Source organism: Terriglobus albidus (assembly GCF_025685425.1).
Lineage (GTDB): Bacteria > Acidobacteriota > Terriglobia > Terriglobales > Acidobacteriaceae > Terriglobus > Terriglobus albidus.
This window is the reverse complement of the sequence record NZ_JAGTAS010000058.1, coordinates 139,806-157,186: the sequence shown is the minus strand read 5'-3', so window position 1 is coordinate 157,186 and position 17,381 is coordinate 139,806. Positions and strand designations below refer to the sequence as shown.

Annotated in this window: 17 protein-coding genes and 1 other RNA gene; 6 read left to right on the top strand and 12 right to left on the bottom strand. The window is 55.3% G+C overall.

Translation table 11 applies throughout. From position 1 onward, the window contains the following. Positions 1-3 precede the first annotated feature (3 nt). The gene (gene asnB, locus OHL21_RS19925; RefSeq protein WP_263419054.1) at positions 4-1,959 is read right to left on the bottom strand and encodes an asparagine synthase (glutamine-hydrolyzing); all 1,956 of its coding nucleotides are present in this window, start codon (positions 1,957-1,959) and stop codon (positions 4-6) included. A gap of 532 nt (positions 1,960-2,491) precedes the next feature. On the opposite strand from asnB, the gene OHL21_RS19920 reads away from it, so the two are divergent. Further along, positions 2,492-3,541 (top strand): PI-PLC domain-containing protein, encoded by a 1,050-nt coding sequence (locus OHL21_RS19920; protein ID WP_263419053.1) that lies wholly within the window; start codon positions 2,492-2,494, stop codon positions 3,539-3,541. Positions 3,542-3,715: 174 nt separating this feature from the next. Next, positions 3,716-4,309, top strand: a complete 594-nt coding sequence (locus OHL21_RS19915; RefSeq protein ID WP_263419052.1) for a DNA polymerase ligase N-terminal domain-containing protein — start codon at positions 3,716-3,718, stop codon at positions 4,307-4,309. Positions 4,310-4,346: 37 nt separating this feature from the next. On the opposite strand, the gene OHL21_RS19910 is transcribed toward OHL21_RS19915, so the two are convergent. From OHL21_RS19910 to OHL21_RS19890, 5 genes are all read right to left on the bottom strand, one after another. Next, positions 4,347-6,452: an FUSC family protein gene (locus tag OHL21_RS19910; protein ID WP_263419051.1), complete on the bottom strand. Its 2,106-nt coding sequence runs from the start codon at positions 6,450-6,452 to the stop codon at positions 4,347-4,349. Beyond that, complete coding sequence (locus OHL21_RS19905; protein WP_263419050.1) at positions 6,449-7,666, bottom strand: HlyD family efflux transporter periplasmic adaptor subunit; 1,218 nt, start codon at positions 7,664-7,666, stop codon at positions 6,449-6,451. Before OHL21_RS19905 ends, OHL21_RS19910 begins: the two co-directional genes overlap by 4 nt. 12 nt (positions 7,667-7,678) lie before the next feature. After that, positions 7,679-7,981 (bottom strand): YtcA family lipoprotein, encoded by a 303-nt coding sequence (locus tag OHL21_RS19900; protein WP_263419049.1) that lies wholly within the window; start codon positions 7,979-7,981, stop codon positions 7,679-7,681. Then, entirely contained in the window at positions 7,978-9,417 is a 1,440-nt protein-coding gene (locus tag OHL21_RS19895; RefSeq protein WP_263419048.1) for a TolC family protein, read from the bottom strand. Before OHL21_RS19895 ends, OHL21_RS19900 begins: the two co-directional genes overlap by 4 nt. A 132-nt stretch (positions 9,418-9,549) precedes the next feature. Further along, entirely contained in the window at positions 9,550-9,678 is a 129-nt protein-coding gene (locus tag OHL21_RS19890) for a hypothetical protein (protein ID WP_263419933.1), read from the bottom strand. Positions 9,679-9,720: 42 nt separating this feature from the next. Between OHL21_RS19890 and OHL21_RS19885 the strand changes: the two genes are divergently transcribed. Both OHL21_RS19885 and tnpA read left to right on the top strand, forming a co-directional pair. Next, positions 9,721-10,431: an AraC family transcriptional regulator gene (locus OHL21_RS19885; protein WP_263419910.1), complete on the top strand. Its 711-nt coding sequence runs from the start codon at positions 9,721-9,723 to the stop codon at positions 10,429-10,431. A 127-nt stretch (positions 10,432-10,558) separates the two neighbouring features. Further along, entirely contained in the window at positions 10,559-10,999 is a 441-nt protein-coding gene (gene tnpA / locus OHL21_RS19880; protein WP_263419909.1) for an IS200/IS605 family transposase, read from the top strand. A gap of 119 nt (positions 11,000-11,118) precedes the next feature. Here the strand turns inward: tnpA and OHL21_RS19875 are convergent, their stop codons facing one another. The 5 genes from OHL21_RS19875 to OHL21_RS19855 all read right to left on the bottom strand — a co-directional run bounded on the left by OHL21_RS19875 (position 11,119) and on the right by OHL21_RS19855 (position 14,677). Then, complete coding sequence (locus OHL21_RS19875; RefSeq protein WP_263419047.1) at positions 11,119-12,180, bottom strand: phosphatase PAP2 family protein; 1,062 nt, start codon at positions 12,178-12,180, stop codon at positions 11,119-11,121. Positions 12,181-12,287: 107 nt separating this feature from the next. Then, the gene (locus OHL21_RS19870; RefSeq protein WP_263419046.1) at positions 12,288-12,593 is read right to left on the bottom strand and encodes a hypothetical protein; all 306 of its coding nucleotides are present in this window, start codon (positions 12,591-12,593) and stop codon (positions 12,288-12,290) included. 146 nt (positions 12,594-12,739) lie between these two features. Further along, positions 12,740-13,648 (bottom strand): diacylglycerol/lipid kinase family protein, encoded by a 909-nt coding sequence (locus OHL21_RS19865; RefSeq protein ID WP_263419045.1) that lies wholly within the window; start codon positions 13,646-13,648, stop codon positions 12,740-12,742. Positions 13,649-13,729: 81 nt separating this feature from the next. Then, positions 13,730-14,080: a transfer-messenger RNA gene (gene ssrA, locus OHL21_RS19860) on the bottom strand. A 156-nt stretch (positions 14,081-14,236) separates the two neighbouring features. Then, on the bottom strand, positions 14,237-14,677 hold the full coding sequence (locus OHL21_RS19855; RefSeq protein ID WP_263419044.1) for a CYCXC family (seleno)protein: 441 nt from the start codon (positions 14,675-14,677) through the stop codon (positions 14,237-14,239). Between the two features lie 309 nt (positions 14,678-14,986). Between OHL21_RS19855 and OHL21_RS19850 the strand changes: the two genes are divergently transcribed. Beyond that, positions 14,987-15,424, top strand: coding sequence for a hypothetical protein (locus OHL21_RS19850; protein WP_263419043.1), 438 nt, complete (start codon positions 14,987-14,989; stop codon positions 15,422-15,424). Between the two features lie 180 nt (positions 15,425-15,604). Next, complete coding sequence (locus OHL21_RS19845; RefSeq protein WP_263419042.1) at positions 15,605-15,874, top strand: hypothetical protein; 270 nt, start codon at positions 15,605-15,607, stop codon at positions 15,872-15,874. A 35-nt stretch (positions 15,875-15,909) separates the two neighbouring features. Here the strand turns inward: OHL21_RS19845 and OHL21_RS19840 are convergent, their stop codons facing one another. Next, a complete protein-coding gene (locus tag OHL21_RS19840) occupies positions 15,910-17,334 on the bottom strand; it encodes a trypsin-like peptidase domain-containing protein (protein WP_263419041.1) in 1,425 nt (474 codons plus the stop codon). Between the last annotated feature and the right edge of the window lie 47 nt (positions 17,335-17,381).

Sequence of the window (17,381 nt, the reverse complement as noted above, 5' to 3'; positions counted from 1 at the left end):
TGATTACGTTTCCACAGAACACGAGACAGGCTGCCAGGACGACGAAGAGTCCTCCACGACCTGCTCTTCCTCCACGGACGGAACCGATGTGAGCGCCGCCGGCAGTTCCACGTTCCACCGCTTCATCCAGATCGTTAGCGTCAGCAGACCCCAAAGGTGATACCCCCAATTCGCCTTCCGCTCCTGGTGCTGGTCCATCAGGGTTCGCACCATCGGCCAGTTGAATACGCCAGACTCACGGAGCCACGCCTCCGTCAGCGTGTCCTCCAGCAGCGGCCGCAACACTCCGCGGAACCACGCGTGAATCGGAATATCGAGCCCTACTTTCGATCGCTGCAGGACCGACTGCGGCAGCGCGTCCCGCATCAGCCTCCGAAGAACGCGTTTCGTCTCCAGCCCGTTCAGTTTCCATTTCATCGGGAGCCGGTTCGCAAACTGCACAATCCGGTCATCCAGGAACGGCGGCCGCACCTCGACTGAATGCGCCATGCTCATCCGGTCGACCTTATACAGCAGCGCGTCCTGTAATGAGTATCGCTGATCGAAGTCCAGGAACCGCTCCATCGCGTTTCCGCCCCGCATCGTGCTTAGCAGGTCCGCCATCGGCCCTTTACGCGCAAACTGGGATACCTGCTGCTTTTCAAGCTCCGTGAACGTGCCGTTCCAGAATACGTGTGCGGCTTCCGCCGAGAGCAGCGAGCCCTCCAGGAAGCGCTTCAGCTTGTAATCCAGGCCGATCTTCCGGTCCGTCGCCGGTAGCCGCTGCGCTGCTGTCAGAGCTCCCTTCAGAAGTGGCCTTGGCAGCCACGCGATGGAGTTCCTCAGCCGGTTGGCCTTATAGGTCAGATATCCGCCGAAGAGCTCGTCCGAACCTTCGCCGCTCAGGGCGACTGTAACCTGCTGCCGGCTCATCTTAGCCAAGTACCAGACCGGAATGGCGCCTGCATCTGCGCTTGGCTCATCCGAGTAGAAGCTCAACTCAGCAATCGTGTCGGCGAGGTCAGCATCTTCATTCAGGTCGAACTCAGTGTGGTTCGTTCCATAATGTTGGGCCATCGCCCGCACGTAGTTGCTTTCGTCGAACTCCCGTCCGCGGAAGGTCACTGAAAAGGTCCTCAGGGGCTCAGAACTGATCTGTGCGGCGTAGTGGGTGATCGTCGAGGAGTCCAGACCGCCGCTCAGCCATATCCCCGACGGCACCTCGCTATGCAACTGTTCCCCTACAGCGCTCCTCAGCAACCCATCCAACTCGGCGCAGGCCTCCCCCAGATCCGCGGGCGCTGGCTTCTGCCGCTCAACCGGGAGATAAGACCGCAGTTCTATCCCGCTTTCGCACCACTCGAGCGCATGCCCTGCCGGCACCTTCTTAATGCCTTCCACAAGGGTGAATGGGCCGGGAACGTAGTTCAGCGACAGGTAGCAGTTCAGCCCATGCAGATCCAGCCGCCGCGGTACTTCGGGGTGCGCAAAAATTGCCTTCAGCTCTGACCCGAAGAAGATCTCTCCATCCTGGCACCGGTAGTACAGCGGTTTTATGCCTGCACGGTCACGCGCCAGCGTCAGTCTGCGATCGCGCTCATTCCAGATTCCGACAGCGAACATTCCCCGGAACCGAGCAAAACTCTCCAGGCCCCACTCCAGAAACGCATTCAGCACTACCTCGGTGTCGCAGTGCGTTCGGAAGTCCCAACCCCGGCGCTCCAGGTCCTCACGAATCTCCCCGTGGTTGTATACCTCGCCGTTGAAGACGATCGTGCACTGGTGCTCGGCATTGTGCATCGGCTGATTGCCGTGCTCCACGTCTACAATGCGCAGCCGCGTCGCACCAACGGATGCGTGCCTCGTCACAAACCCCTGCTGGCTGTCTGGTCCGCGGTGTATCAGGCTTCTTAGACCCCGCGCGAGCACGCCTTCTGGCAGTGGCCTGCGAACATGAGAGTATCCAACGATTCCACACATCAGTAGGCAGGCCCCTGCGACTCCAGCCCGCCATGCACAACAGTCCGGCCAAACCCTTCATCAGAAAGAGGTAAGGTCACTTATCGCACAGACCCACTACTGGAGCGCGTGTAAAGTTGTCTGTCATTATGCCTGACCGTCACAGCTTTTTGCTCGAAAAAAGTTTTTGACCGAAACTTTTTTAGGAAAAATACGTCTAAAGCCTGTCTCCATACCAATAAAAGGCATTAGCAAGCTCAGGGCTACGTCGCAATGAGACGCAGCGGCGGTCTCCGTCGGTTCCAAATCTTGGACGAACTGGAAGAACCGATCTCTTATAAGTATTCCAGTGAAAGCGTGGATTTCTTCCGAACTTATCGAAAGATAGGCAGCCGGCTTGCCGGAATGGGAAGAGAAGACCGAGTCTGTCTCGCAGACAGGATGGCCCGGTCGCATTTTTTAACGGCCTCGAAGGATACGTCTTCTCCTGTTCAGTTAAGCTTTTGAGGCATATTAACTCCACCAGATTTTGCGCTTGGAAGAAAGATTCATCATGCTGAAGTTCAGAGCTCTTGCCTTTGTTGAGGTGCTGCTTGCCGCCTCTCTGGGAACTGCCGCCGCGCAGACAAACGATCTTAAGTTTTTGAATGACAATCGCTCCATGCTGGACGCTCACAACTGCTACCCCTACGAAGGGCAATGGCAGGACCGCGTGAGCCGTGCCCTGAACTCGGGGTTCCCGGTATCCATCGAGCAGGACCTGGCCTGGTATGCCGATCCGGCGACGGGCAAAGGGCGCGTTGTCGTTTCGCACACTCCCAAGACAACCGGAACGGAGCCGACGCTCAAGGCTTACTTCTTTGAACAGGTGAAGCCGGTTGTCGAGAAGATCCTCAAAGAAAACAAGCAAAGTGAGTGGCCTCTGATCGTGCTGCACTTCGACTTCAAGGACAATCAGCCCGCCTTGCATGAGGCCGTGTGGAATCTGCTTGGAGAGTATGAGCCATGGTTATCGACGGCGGTAAAGACCTCGGATCCGCATCAGATCTCTCCCATTCAGAAGAAGCCGATTCTGGTCATTACAGAAGACAATGACGCACAGGAGAAAGCTTTCTTTGATCGCGTCCCGGTGGGCGCAAAGCTGCGGATCTTTGGTTCGGCACACAGTGCTCCCCATCCTGAGAATCTCTCCCGCGCGGAACTTGCCCATTGGGAAGCCACAACCTCACCCGCGAATCTCCTGACCGAGACTCCGACGAACTATCGCCGCTGGTGGAATAACTCCTGGGCCGTGGTGGAAGAGGGGGGACAAGCCAATGCCGGTGAGTGGACCGCACAGGATGAAAAGCGGCTGCGCGAGATTGTGGATCACGCCCACAACAAGGGCTTCTGGATCCGCTTTTACACACTCGATGGTTTTGACCCACAGAAGAACCAGGGATGGGGTGCGAGCTACAACTTCGGATCGCGCGAGGCCGTCCTTCCACGCTGGAAAGCTGCCATTAGCGCGGGTGTGAACTTTGTTGCAACCGATCAATATGAAGACTTCGCGACAATGGTTCCGCAGATTGAGAAGTCGTTGCGGCCAGGTTCATCTCGCTAGAGCATTTTCCCTCTAGGTGTAGCCCAGAGCATCCGCTTCTATGGGCGCTTTCCGCAATGAAAACGCCGCTGCACCGTCTTCCGGGATACCCAGCAACAGGGAAAATGTTCTAAGTTGTCCTCAGATGCCTGACACACAACCGAGGGAGGAGGAGCTGCGAGATGAAAGCAGCGGGTGACCCATTCTGCTTTTCGCAAGCGTGCTTACGGCATGAAGAAGCACGATGCGACGTACCTCCACTATGACCTCAGGCTGGAATGGAACGGGGTGTTATTGAGCTGGGCGCTGCGTGAGGGACCTAGCATGCAAGCCGGAGTGCTTCGAGAGGCCGTGGAGATGGACGATCACCGCGTGGCATATCTGCAGTTCGAAGGTGTCCATCGATCCGGAACGATTATGCTCTGGGATCGAGGAACCTGGGAGGCCTACCCGGAATGTGAGGATGTCGGCGCCAGTGTGCGTAAGGGGAGGCTGCGGTTCACGCTGCACGGAGAGAAGCTACAAGGCGATTGGACTCTTACCAGAACAAATATCGTGAGAGCTGATTCACGGCCAGTCTGGGCGCTTTGTAAACACGCCGATGAGTTTTCCGAAAGCTGGGCAGGCAGGTGCATCCTGCTGGAGCAGCCGAACAGTATTACTGGAAAGACAATGGAAGAAATCAAGCAGGAATGGACGCGGCCGAGGAAGAGACATGAATGGCAACCGAATCTTTTCGATCAAGTTGTTGGAGTGGAAGGCGTTCTCTGCTCGAATAAGAGAACGTGACCAGCGTTATCAAATCCAGCCCCGAACATGGCTTGGCCTATGCTGCTTCGATTTGGTCAATCAGGGCATTGAGTCCAACGATAAGCCGGCTTTCCGTTAGATCGACAGTCCCTTGGCCGTAACCATCACATAGATCCACGTGGCCAGCATACTCTGGTTTTGAGAATGACTCGCGAAGAGCACCTTCGTTTTCACTGACGGTATGAGCAAGATTGTATAGAGCCCACTTACACCGATCATGAGCTTGAAGAGCCTTTGTGCTGGAAGGCTTGTCGGACACGATTTCGTGATGAATCAGACCTGTCTTCAGCAACAACAAGGCGCGCAATTGAGGTAAGTAGACGCGAGCTCGTTCTAAGACGATCTTGTCCGCTTGCTTCTTTGGAAAAGCCTCGAAGGCAGAGACATCCATCATGGACCAAATCTTTTCAAAGCTTTCGAAGATTGTTCGTGTATGCCTTTCAAGATTTTCCTCCCGTGTCGCCGGCTCGGCAGAATCAATGCCTGATAAGTCCGCAACCTGGTGGATCGTGTCGCGCAGCATCTCCCGAATCGATTCGATAGAGGAGGTAGCCCAAAGTTGGTCAAAGATGAGCCACATGGCCAGGATTCCGAGAGCGATCCCCAGGATTGTGTCTCGAGCGGGTATCAGGGAGGAGTTGAGAGAGAATTTTCCAAGATTCACCAATTCGAATGCCAGCACAGCCTGGACGCCACAGTAAGAAATGCGTGGGCCAGAGGTTGCGATCCATACGCCAAGCAATACCACCGCCGAAAAAAGCAGCATGTAGCTAAAGATGGAATCGATCTGCGGCAAAATCACGATCTGTACGGCGAACCCGATCACGCACGCGCCCAGCACCACTCCACTGAAACGAAGAAGCTGTTTATGCCTGGCGGCGCCTGTTTCAGGTAGTGCCGTCAGAATGCACGTTGCAATTGACGCGTTCAGCCCGGTCCATCCCAGACTCATGTACAGCATGTAACAAAGGACGGCGCTCAGCGCTCCGCGGATCGCGAATTTAAATGTCCCCGTGTTTCTGAGGGATCCAGGATGGAAGAAGTGGCCCGCCGACCTTTCCATCAAAGTATGCTGGGCGGTGGCGACGTTTGCTTCCCATACGGTTTGAGTAAAGCAGTCTGTCAGGAGTTCGAGAGTGCGTTCTATCTCCACGAGGAGTGGATTGCTTGCGGGAAGTATGGTGTTGAGCTCCACCCAGTCCAAAGGTTCGGAATCTGCGAGATGCTGCGTTAAGTTGTCAATCTGGCAGATAAGGGCGGAGCAGAACGCCTCGTCACCTGGGCTGCGGGAGGAATTTGTTGTAACGACGGTACGGCTCAGGTCAACCAGCCTGCCGGTGAAGGCGATTGCCGAGGAGAGGCGCTGTTCTTCCTCGAAGGTTCGATTGCCGTGTGAGATAAAGTTTCTTAAAGATGCTGTTCCCCGAGCGGAATAACGCCGCAGGTCTCTAACCAACCTCGGTTGTACTCCTTCATCCGAGGAGATCTGTTCAAGCGTCTGGCGGACGAGTTGAAGCCGTTCCTGGATGCCTGTGACCACAGCATCACGGGAATGGGTACGGATGAAAAGAAGCTCGATCAGTACCGAAATGCCGCAGCCAATCAGAATGGCAAGAAGCATAAACAGAGTTTGTCTCAGCCTGAGATCAGCGGACGCTGGTTGGTCCCAGACACTGATCGTGTTCGTGATGAACAGGCCAAGCGCCAGGGATGCTTCATAAACACGCAGAACAGCCACCAGGTAGAACACAGCCAGCAGGCTTGTCCAGACCCACACCAGGTGCAGGAAGGGCGATCCCGCGGACAACATTGCCGCGAGCACCACTTCGATTGCACCTAAGGTACATGCCGCCGCGATCCAGGATGCCGAACGCTTCGTGGACCGGAAGCTATCCCGCGAAATCAGTAGAGGAGAATATGCTCCGAGAACACCGCCAGGTATCCGGAACACGACGATGCAAAACATGACGAAGGTGCAGGCCAGGGCGATCCGCAACGTCAGGAGCAATCGTCCGGGATACGGCCGTAATTCGGTCTCAAGTAGCTCTCCGAATGATTTGAACCACGAGGAAGACGATTCAAAACTATCAGAAAGCGTAATGTCGGCAACATTCTCGTTCATGATTTTGGACGCATTCCGACGATAGCAACTTCTCCAATGCGGAGCGATTGTTGCGGCGGATTGGAGATTCTGATGCGCACGGGGTAACGTGACGCAAGCCGGACCCAGTTAAGCGTTCGTTGAACGTCGGGCAACCCTTGAGACAACTTGCCAACGACATCAGGATCAGGCGTAACGCCATATGCAACGCTCTCGACATATCCTTGAAGTCGAGTATGGAGATCGGCCATCAGAAAGATATTTGCCGGCGTTCCTACACGAAGGTCCTTGATCTGGGTCTCACGGAAGTTAGCTAATACCCACCATTTACGTGTATCGATCAAGGTAAACATCTGTTGGCCAACCTTGGCGTATTCCCCTTCTGAGATCGTCAGATTGGTCACAATTGCATCGAACGGTGCGACAACGCTGCACTGCTCGTAGTTGTATCGTGCAAGACGAACAGCGGCTGCCCGGCTTTCGCGCTGTGCAATGAGCGGCGCAAGGACAAGAACCGCCTGCGAAGACTGTTTGACCTGAGCATCAGCCTGGGATAGCTGTGCGATCGCCTGCTGTTTTTGCGCAGTCGCGGAGAGAAGTTTTCCTTTGGCCAACGCAAGCGCTGACCGGGCCTGCTCGACGGCAGCAGTCTTTGCTTCCGCTAAAGATCTTGCACGCTGTACGTCGTCCGGGGTAACGAACTCCTTTGCAAGAAGGGGCTCAATGCGATGCAAATTGCTGACAGCGTAGTCCGCATCCGCCTGTGATTGCTTCAACGAAGCGTCTGCCTGTGCAATCGCGGCTTCGCTTACCTTGATTTCGTCATCCGCGCGTGTTTCGTTGGCAAGCGCATTCTGCTTGCCGGCATTCGCAACATCCACCGAACTGACCTGAGAGGAGATCCGTCGAGTTTCATTCTCAATCTCTCCTTCAAGGCGCTCCTGGGCTGCCAGCGCGTCCTGTAACGCATACAGATAGGGGCGGTCGTCAATCTTGTACAGCAGGCTGCCTTTTTTTACGAAGTCATTATCGTGTACAGGTAGTTCGACGACCGGGCCTGCGATAAGAGGAGCCATGCCAATGATGTTTGCCACAACTTCGGCATCATCGGTCCGGGGATATGAGTTGACGGTATAGAGCGTCAGGGCGGCAGTGATGAGGGCCCCCGCTCCGATAACGCTGCTGATGATGGTTCCACGTAGCGTACGAGAGTGCGATGTCGTTTTGTCGTTCAATGTGGGTCCTCGTTATCGAAAGAAGACAAGCCAGAGAGTGCAGGCTGTAAAGCTGATCAGGCACGGGTAAAGGATCGGAAGCGGCCACAGTTCATCCAATAGCTTCCAGCGCGCAAAGAGATAATGCGCTACCGCCGTAACGGCGATTCCGGCGACGCAACAGATGATCCATGCCGGGAAGTACGATCCCAATACGTTTATGGATGGCGAGAAGGAGCAGCCGTTCAGCCCGGCCACGAGAACCGAGATGGTTAAAACAGTCAACAGTTTCGGAACGGGCGTGCCGGTCGTACGCTCCGGATGATTCTTATTCACGGGTGGTTACCTTTCGGGTGTTCAGACAGAAGTGCTCCGGTTCTGAAGGCAAGATTCATAAAGCTCTGCAACACCTGTGTGCGAGCAGTCACGTCGATAGCTCTTGCATTTGCGAGGTCGCGTTCTGCGGAAAGAACGTCCAGGATGTTGCGAACGCCATCGCGGTAAGATTCAACGGCCGCCGAGTAAGACTCGTTTGAGGCATTAAGTAAAGATGCCGCGGCCTTCTTCTGGTCGAGCGCCGTTTGGGCATTGGCGTAGTCTGCCCAAACGTGATCGGCAATGGCGTCCTCTTTTTCGCGAACTTCTTCAATCGCCGCGTCGTGTTCGGCCTTAGCTCGGGACAGACGATTTTCCCGTTTGAAGCCGTCAAAGACGGTCCATGTCAGGCTCAGCTTGGCGTCATAGGTAAATGTCTTTCCGTAGGTCCCATTATTCTTTTCCTGTTTGCCCCACGCCCGCAGCCATCCCTTCGAGCCATCGAAGGTCAACTTGGGGAAGTATGCAGAGCGCGCAAGCTTGATCTCAGCATCGGACGCTTTTACCTGCTCAATATTTGCAAGCAGGTCCGGACGAGTTTGATACGCAGCCTCAATCTCGTCTTCTACGCTATGGTCCAATGCATCCGGGATGGAGATATTACTTAGCTCCTGCACCTTGAACGGTTTTACGGGAGAGGCCGTGAGAACCGTTGCGAGGTCGCCAAAAGCTGTTTTTTCATTACCGATCATGCTCTGCAACTCGTACTCGGCTTTGGCGCGGGCTGCCTCCGCCTCAAGGAGATCGGGCAATGTCGCCAGACCGTTCGCTTTGCGATCACGTACGGCATTCTCAACGGTCCGGGCGTCATTCAGCGTGACTTCTGCTGCTTTACGTAGCCCGATGGCATTGAGCAACCGGTAGTAGGCCGCCGATACTTTCTGGATCAGGACGAGATGCTCGTTATTGAAATTGAGATTCGCAGCCAGGAGCCGAGCCTTCGCCGCATTGATCTCATCGCGCCTGGCCCCAAAATCAACGAGGGTGTAATCCAGATTCAATGCGGTTTCAAATGCGCCGATGTCTTGCAGGTAGAACGATGAATAGAGAAGAGGTGGATTGAGGAAAGTCCTTCCACCTGCCAAGGCAATCACCGTCGGATAGAGCTCACTCCGGGCGATGCCGAGAGACGAAGCAGCGGCTCGTGCTGTCGCCCATGCCGCATGGGTGGATGGATTGTTGTCTTCGGCGAAGTCGATCAGTTGACCAAGGGTGTAAACGGTGTCGCCGTCGAGCTCCGCTTCATGCCGGTAGAGAGGTACCGGTTCTTTTCCGAAAAGACTGTGGGTCGGTTGCCATGGCTGAACTGGGGATGAGGGGGCCTTCTGTGCCGAAGCGATCGGAATTGACGTCAACAGGAACGCTAATGGCAGCAGAAATGCTCGATACTTTTGCACAGAACCAGTTTGGAAACAGGACGGCACCGATGTCTTGTACAAAAACGCTTTTGAAGCTTTCGGGAAAAACTACTGTACGATTAAGGTATGGATATGGATCCAGACAGTAGTGCTAAATCCTCTGTTTTCTTCTCATCCAGCCATCCTGTCGTATCGTCTGCTTCCGAGATTCTGCGCGACCACGAAGAAGAGCCGCTGCAGAAAGAGGACCACGCCAAGCTCTGGCGCCACACCAGTCTTCGCGAAGTAGAACTTTTTCATGGCTCATACCGGAAGTACCAGTTCGCCAAACACTTCCACCGTATTCCTGCGATTGGAGTCATCGATCGAGGTTCGATGAGAACCTTCTGTCGGCGAGAAGAGCACGTCCTCGGTTCGGGTACGGTACTGCTTCTCAATCCCGGCGAAATCCATGCTCCTGCACCAGCCGGCGAGTCGGGCTGGAGTTTCAGGATGTTCTATCTGTCTCCGTCGTTTCTTACGGCGCTTTCGCCGGGCAATCGACCGGATGTCGCAACCTTTAAGCGCGCCTTTGTTCAAGACCGCGAATTGGCCAACAAACTATTCCATCTCCACGTTGCTCTGGAGTCCAAAGGTCAACGGCTCGAATTCGAATCGTCGTTTGCCTCTATCTTTCACGATCTGGCTGATCGATATGTGGATAGGAAGCCCACTGATTTAGATGTCAGAGCGGACGCGACGGCAGTCGATACCGCGCTGCAATATCTCGAAGCAAACTGTCATCGAAACCTGAGCCTTGAGGAACTCTCGCAGCATTCTCCGTATGGTGTATCTCACTTCACACGGGTGTTCCAAAAGACTGTCGGCCTGACGCCGCACGCGTACCTGCTGCAACTGCGCGTGGAACGTGCAAAATCGCTCGTACACTCGGGTGTGCCATTATCGGATGCTTCAGGCGCACTTGGGTTTGTCGACCAAAGTCATCTCACGCGCCACTTCAAGCGGATATTTGGCGTTACTCCTGGCCAGTACGCTCGTGCAGCCCAAGCTTGAGTTGCTTGTTGAAGCGTCGAGGTGAGAGAAGAGATCCGCCAGATGCTTTAGCTTCCGCCTCCAGGTCTAAGCCCTCCGCCTTTAGGCGGATAGCTTCCAGCCTCCTTGCTAGATAATGGCGAGGATGGTGGAGTATCGACAAAACTCGCACGCGGTGTGGGATGTAAAGTACCACGTGATCTGGGTGACGAAGTACCGCTACAAGGTGCTTAGCGGCGAGGTGGCGGAGCGTACACGAGATCTGCTGCGTCAGATCTGCCAAGGTCGTGAGGTGGTTATCGTGCAGGGAGCAGTGAGCCCGGATCACGTGCACATGCTGGTGAGCGTGCCACCGCAGTTAGCGCCCGCCAAGCTGGTGCAGTACATGAAGGGGAGATCGAGCCGGATGCTGCAGGCGGAATTTCCCCAGTTGAAAAAGCGTTATTGGGGCCAACACCTGTGGGCGCGGGGGTATTTCTGTGCGAGCGTAGGCGCGGTGGACGAGGAGACAGTCAAGCGCTACATCGAAACTCAGAAGTGGGAAGACCCCGGTGAGAACTTCAAGATCACAGCGCCGAGCGAGCCTTAAGCCGGCTCTCAGCCGGACACCCTTCAGGCGGCTTCAGCCGCAAACTGGCGACTTTCAGTCGCAATCAAACCCACCGGCTTTCAGCCGGTGGTCGTTTAGCTTGGGCTTGGAGGTCGAAGCTAGACTGGCGGCTGGTTTCCATGATGTCGATAAATCGGAAAGTGATGATGGGCTCGGACGACATAGTGACCGATCATCCATCCAGCCGCGGAGCCAAGAAGGACATCCGTGGGGAAGTGTTTTTCGGCAAGAACACGTGTGAGAGAAGTGGCGGTTGCTCCGGAGTAAACTGCGACTTGCTTCCACGGTGACGGATATTCCGCAGCGATCACCGCGGCGGCGGACCATGCCGTGATGGAGTGGCCCGAGATGAAAGAGGAGTTCGTCCCCGAGGAAAGCTGGTAGAAGTTGCCAGCATAGTTATCGACATTGGGGCGTTCGCGGAAAGAAGCGAACTTAACGATCTGCTGAAAGATCTGAGCATCACCTTCCGCCTCACCGGAGAGTAGACCTGTCTCCTGAAGGTGCTCGTTATGGCGAGCGATTCCCATCCCAAACATTGCGGCCGACCCGGCAACATAGCCGTACTCCAAAGCGTAGGAGACATTGTCGGCAGCGTTGTTGAATCCCGGATCATGGCTGACGATATCGCGCGCAACGTGACTATCCTGCTTGAGTGAGACCGCTGCCGCGGCTGCAAGCGGAAGTATCCACCTGAAATCGGTCCTGCGGATGTAGATCGGGGAAGTAAAGATACGATACGTATCGCCCACAACATTAAGCGGAATTCGCTTGAGCGTGACTGGCGGGTGGGGGACGTCTTCGAGCGGAATCTGTCCCAGACCATGCGGTTTGGCGGTGATAAGCGAAGATGGCGCGTTCGGCAGGTTGGCTTGGGCAGCTGGATTTTTCTGCGGCTGTGGCGTTTCCTGCTGTGGGGGCTTGTTCTGGTCGGCCGGAACCGAGTTCTGCTGTGATTGTGAGGTGGATGAATTGTCCTGTGCGACGATCGATGGGACGGCACAAATCAAAACAAATATCACGAATGAGAGCAAGCCCTGTAGAGCAGTTGCATTGATAGCCAAGCCGTTCGTTGCGGTCTGCGGAAGGGAGACAGAAGAGAGTACTTCACCTATCGGAAGACTCGGGACGCCAAAACGCACAGCACTTGTGATTCGCATCGGTTCAGATCCTGGATATAGAAGAGGGCCTTCCGCGAGTTCGCGGGCAGGGTGCAGCATGTTGAGCGCTTCACATGAAGCGCGGCAGGCACACTTCGATCCAGGTATCAAGTACGCAACGGCAGGATGAGGAGAGGAGCAATGACGATGCTCTTCGTTGAAGAGGAGAAGCGCCCAGGCATCACACATCGGAGTTCGGCTACTGTCAAATAGCACTGCGCATCCAAGAATCGCCGCGCGGTTGCTACAACGGCAAGCAACGCGAGCATGATCAATACCACGATGAGGAAGCCTGAGAACTCGATGTCGTTGGTAAGTCCTGGACGGTCCCAACCATCGAAACACTCCAGAAGCGGCGTAAGAAACGTCACTATCAGGAAAAACATAGCGACGGATTTGAGAAGCCGCGTCATGGTTAACCTCTTGTTGATGAAGTAGGATGCGCCTGGCGGGCTTTAAGGAAATATCTGGCTTCTCTGATCATCCAGATTGCTCTCAAATGAGAGATCGGCTTGCCGATCCAGCCGGGAGCACAACGGAGATTGGGCAGAGAGGTGCTTTATTTATTGCCGGTAATAATTGGCACGTGACGTGTCAGAAATTGACACTGTAAAGGCAACCCTTCAATGAGTTCCCCGTCGATCTGGACTGGGATTGATCCACTTCCTTTAAGGAAGACCTGGTGGCATTCGCTGATTCGAATATCGCGGCTCTGAGGAGGCGCGGCAAACAGCATTCTGGTCAGTTGAAGGGCGAGGCTAAGTTTTCCCTTTTGCTTGAAACTTACAATCTGGAAGGCCGATCGCCCTATATCTGCATGCGGCGTTAATTTCAGACGACCTGCAAAACGCCGTATTCGCGTGATGAGGACCCAGTGAGCGATCCACTCCTCCTCAGCGGTCCGAATTGCAATGGCTTGTCCGTTATGTATCAAGAGGGCGGCCAGGGCCGCCGCTACTACTCCGAATATTCCGAAGCGGCGTGCTCGATATTTTTCGAATATTTGGACTGCTGCAGCATCAAAGCCTACACCCACGACGAACGTGAATGGGCGTCCATTGCAAGTACTGATGGGGACATTGAAGGCAGGGCCATGCATCAAGGCTTCCGCGAGGGCAATAGGCGTGGTTGGTAGATCTATCTCCCGGCTGAAGACGTTGGCGGTCCCTGAAGGGATCAGGCCAAGTGGAATGTCTGAGCCGGCAATGCCGCAAAGCACATCATGCAACGTTCCGTCACCACCGGCAGCAATGATCGCATCGAACCGTCCACTTAGCGCTGCGTCTTTGGCGATACGCTCACCGCGTTCATGCTGCGTCGTATCGACAATAAAGATGTGACAGCCAGCCCGCTGCAGCTCGCGAACGGTATTTCGAAACAGCAGGCGTCCACGGGTGCCGGCATTGGGATTGTGGACTACGCAGAATCGTTTACGCACACCGAAACCAGTATCGATCGATTCGTCCACGATGGTGAATTGAAAATATCGGTATGAACACAATCATGGATTGTCGTGGGTGTTTTGTCGTAAGCGATTGAAGGGTAAGGATGGTGGAGGCGGCGGGAGTCGAACCCGCGTCCGAAACTACTGTCGACGAAGAGCTTTCATGCTTTTTCCTGTTCTAAATCTCGTAACGAGCGCTAAGAACGGACAAAGATACGCTCGAAACCAGCCTGATCGATCTCACCCTCTGCGTCCAGGCGGAACGCTTTGGGCCAGCCTACTGTGCGACGACCGGTATGGGCCCATAGGCGAAGCCCAAGCGGTCGGCTACTTAGTTAATTAAGCAGCAAGAGCCAGGTTGTTGTTGGCACTTATAGTTTTGTGAGCGATTACGGGTGTTCACACCCCGGCATGCCTCTCAGCCGCACGCAATCCCGTCGAAACCGTGACGCCCCCATCTTGTGAAAGACCCATCTGGTGCTCCCTGGGGAGCTGCCCTGAGACGCGAAAGCCAGCCCCGAGGGTTCAGGGGCTGGCTCATCACTCCTCAACTACTGATTTTACCACTTCTCTTCGCCCTGGAGCATTCCCTGTAGCAACAGGAAAGGTGCTCTACAGACTAGCCTTTTCCAGGTCGAGGTTCATCCACTCGCCCCGTTCAATGGCAGCCCTTATCTGCGCTGGTGTTTTGCCAAGTTTGGTCTGCTGATAGGCAAAGACGGCTTCCTTCATGCAGGTAGAGCAGGCGGCGCCGTGGGTCCCTTCAAAACAGCTATGCAAACTGTTATGCCCCATCGAACGATCGCAACGGCAATAGCAGGGAAGTTGGTGCAGTACCGGTGAAACCTTCGCAGCCATCTGATACGCCTTTACCTGATAGGGGTGCGAGAAGTACTCGCCGGTGAGCTGCTTGCCGGCCATGATCGGCGGCAGCGCTCCTTTGGGTGGCGCTGCGTTGTATGCAGGAATGTCACTGGCAGGATTAGACCACTGGGCATAGGCAGCCAGGGTGAAAACAGCGATACCGATTACGGTCAGAACACGCTTCTTCATAGGAAAGATCGATCTCTGAGGGGTTAGACGGCAGGCAAGGAAAAAAGACGGCACGAACATCGCTGCTCGTGCCGGGAGGCCAGTGACGCAACTTGTTTCCGAACGTCGAAACATCTGTTCGGATAAATCCTTTACCCAACGAGAATAGCACATCGTGGGCGTTACATTAGCTAGGACGCAAATTTAATGCTGAAGTTGCGTCTACACTAAAAGAAAAGTTCGCTGGCGATGGAAAATAGAAACTGAGGCGGGCTCTCCCTCCCCCCGCTTCGGAAGGTTAGTGAGTTGAATTTTCGATTGGCGCTCTCCATGATCCTGGCCGTATCCGAGTTCCTTGCATCGGATATCTTCTATGTTATCAATCCCTTAGGGCCGGTCTGCTCTCGATTCGCGACGAAATGGGACTATATCAATGAGCATTTTGTTGTTGTTGCCGGCATCTGGGCGCTGATCGCCCTCGTCACAGCTTTTCTTACAAGCCCCATCACCTGGCAGAACCTCCGGCGTTCGGACGAAATGCAGAAGGGATTGTTTTACGCCGGGCTTATCGGGTTGGTTGTCGACGGGGTCGCATCCGCCTACCAGCGGTGGGTGGCGACCATTGATATGTCCGTTCACACCTGGACGCGATGGGGTCTGATCGTAAATGCCAGTCTTCGAACCTTGCTTTGGATTGTTATTTATACCGGTATATCGATTGCATTTGTCATCTGGGCGAAGAAGCGCGAAGCAGATTTCCTGGAATAGAACCGGAACCCATGCCGGTTCCCTGCAGGAGCCAACTTTCATTTGACAGGCAGCGATGTGCCTGTATTCTTGCACCAAACAAGGTGCAGCCCGCATTTGGTGGCTGCACCGGCCGCACTTCCCCGCAGCAGCAAGCGAGGCTAGCCAAAGGTACGTTGCAATAACGGAAAGAGGCAGGCAATGGTCGTGACGGAGTTGGAATTCCTGGAAGCATGGATCCCTGAGCAGATGTCCCCTGGAACCGTCTTTGTCCTGGACGGAGAAGGGCGTTTTGGGTCAGAGGAAAACCCTTATTTCGCCGTTCTGGCATGTCCCCGCTGTGGCTGCATGGGCCTTATCAAACGTAGCCAGTATTTTGGTCTGGAGCCGATGATCTGCGGTGGAGATAACTGCTCGGCCGAGTATTTTGTGGACGAGGACAACCACATCGCCTTCAGGCGATCACAATAACGTCTCTTACCCCAATGCCATTTCTCCGGACTAGTCTAGCCCGGAGGCACGACGACATAGGACAGGTTTCCATCGCGCTCAATCTGCAGCACCAGCGACTCGCGATTTGGAATCTGTGCCAGCTCCCGGCGTAGTGTCTCAACCGAAGTAACCGGCTTTCCGTTTACGGCATGAATCACGTCATGCGGGCGCAGGCTGCTCTCAGCGACACGCAGGGCGCTCGATCGCGCTACAACCATCACCCCCTGCGGACTGCGGATCGGATTCCATTCATTTGGCGTATCGGGGTCGACCGTCACGCCGAAGATCTCCAGGCGGGGAATCAGGTTACGCCCAAAACTAATGTCGGAGGTCAGGGAGCGGGCCCGCGAACCGGCACGGTCTGGCTCAACCATAAGATTCAGAGTCTTGTCACCGCGCGCGATTGTGATGGGAACCTGCTTCTTCGGCTCCAGTGCGGAGACCACCTGGGTGTAGTTCACGATCGACGTAATCTTCCTGCCGTTCACTTCCTGCACGATATCGCCGGGAAGAATCCCGGCTCGCTCGCCGCTGCCTGCCGGCCACACGTCTTCCACCAATACACCCTGAGTTCCAGTCAATCCCAACCCACGGGTCAGATCGCGCGACAGCGAATGGGTCGTGATCGAAAGCGTGGAACGGGTGACGTGGCCATTCTTTCGGATGGCATTGAAAACGGTGCGGGCGGTATCGGCAGGGATAGCTAGGGCAATACCCTCATTGCCGCCGCTTTCGGAGTAGATCAGGGTATTGATGCCGAGAAGACGGCCACGGACATCCACAAGAGGGCCGCCGGAGTTACCTGGATTCACTGCCGCATCCGTCTGGATCCACAACCTGGGATCATCCGGCGAGGACTGCCGCCGTACCGCGGAGACAATGCCCATGGTGACCGAGCGTTCAAACCCGAAGGGGCTTCCGAAGGCAATGGCTATCTGGCCTTGGTGCGCCGGGGGAAGGTGAGTAATGTCCAGGAAGGCAAGCTCTTCGCCTTCTGGAACATTAATCTTCAGGACTGCCAAGTCGGTATCTTCATCCAGACCAACACGGGCAGCGGGCAGCACGCGAAGTTTGCCGGAGACCATGCGAACCTCAGCACGCAGATTGGCGCTTCCGGCGATGACGTGAGCGTTGGTCAGAATGTAGCCATCGTCCGAGACCAGTACGCCAGATCCTTGAGCGGTGCCGGCCGTGACCAGCCCCGTGTCGGGCAGGCTGCTATTGCTGTTATTTGCTGTCGGGTTTATCGGTGTGCTGTCTTCGTGGTCGCCGACGTAGACGTGCGCTGTAATACGCACAACGGTTGGCATAACCCGCGAGGAGAGTGCCTCAAGATCGTCAGAAAACTGCACCAGCGGCGACTTTGCGGCAGGGGCCTGCGCATGCAGCCTGGAAACGGGCAACAGAAGGAAGATGGCCAGGAATGCGCGGGAACGCATGCACCCACGGTAGCAGGTGACACGCCGCAAAGGCAGCGAAATATGCG

What these genes read in the sequence shown, in the direction of transcription:
- asnB (WP_263419054.1), bottom strand. Translation starts at nt 1,959, where the DNA reads ATGTGTGGAATCGTTGGATACTCTCATGTTCGCAGGCCACTGCCAGAA.
- OHL21_RS19920 (WP_263419053.1), top strand. Translation starts at nt 2,492, where the DNA reads ATGCTGAAGTTCAGAGCTCTTGCCTTTGTTGAGGTGCTGCTTGCCGCC.
- OHL21_RS19910 (WP_263419051.1), bottom strand. Translation starts at nt 6,452, where the DNA reads ATGAACGAGAATGTTGCCGACATTACGCTTTCTGATAGTTTTGAATCG.
- OHL21_RS19890 (WP_263419933.1), bottom strand. Translation starts at nt 9,678, where the DNA reads ATGAAAAAGTTCTACTTCGCGAAGACTGGTGTGGCGCCAGAGCTTGGC.
- OHL21_RS19875 (WP_263419047.1), bottom strand. Translation starts at nt 12,180, where the DNA reads ATGCGAATCACAAGTGCTGTGCGTTTTGGCGTCCCGAGTCTTCCGATA.
- OHL21_RS19870 (WP_263419046.1), bottom strand. Translation starts at nt 12,593, where the DNA reads ATGACGCGGCTTCTCAAATCCGTCGCTATGTTTTTCCTGATAGTGACG.
- OHL21_RS19855 (WP_263419044.1), bottom strand. Translation starts at nt 14,677, where the DNA reads ATGAAGAAGCGTGTTCTGACCGTAATCGGTATCGCTGTTTTCACCCTG.
- OHL21_RS19850 (WP_263419043.1), top strand. Translation starts at nt 14,987, where the DNA reads ATGATCCTGGCCGTATCCGAGTTCCTTGCATCGGATATCTTCTATGTT.
- OHL21_RS19845 (WP_263419042.1), top strand. Translation starts at nt 15,605, where the DNA reads ATGGTCGTGACGGAGTTGGAATTCCTGGAAGCATGGATCCCTGAGCAG.
- OHL21_RS19840 (WP_263419041.1), bottom strand. Translation starts at nt 17,334, where the DNA reads ATGCGTTCCCGCGCATTCCTGGCCATCTTCCTTCTGTTGCCCGTTTCC.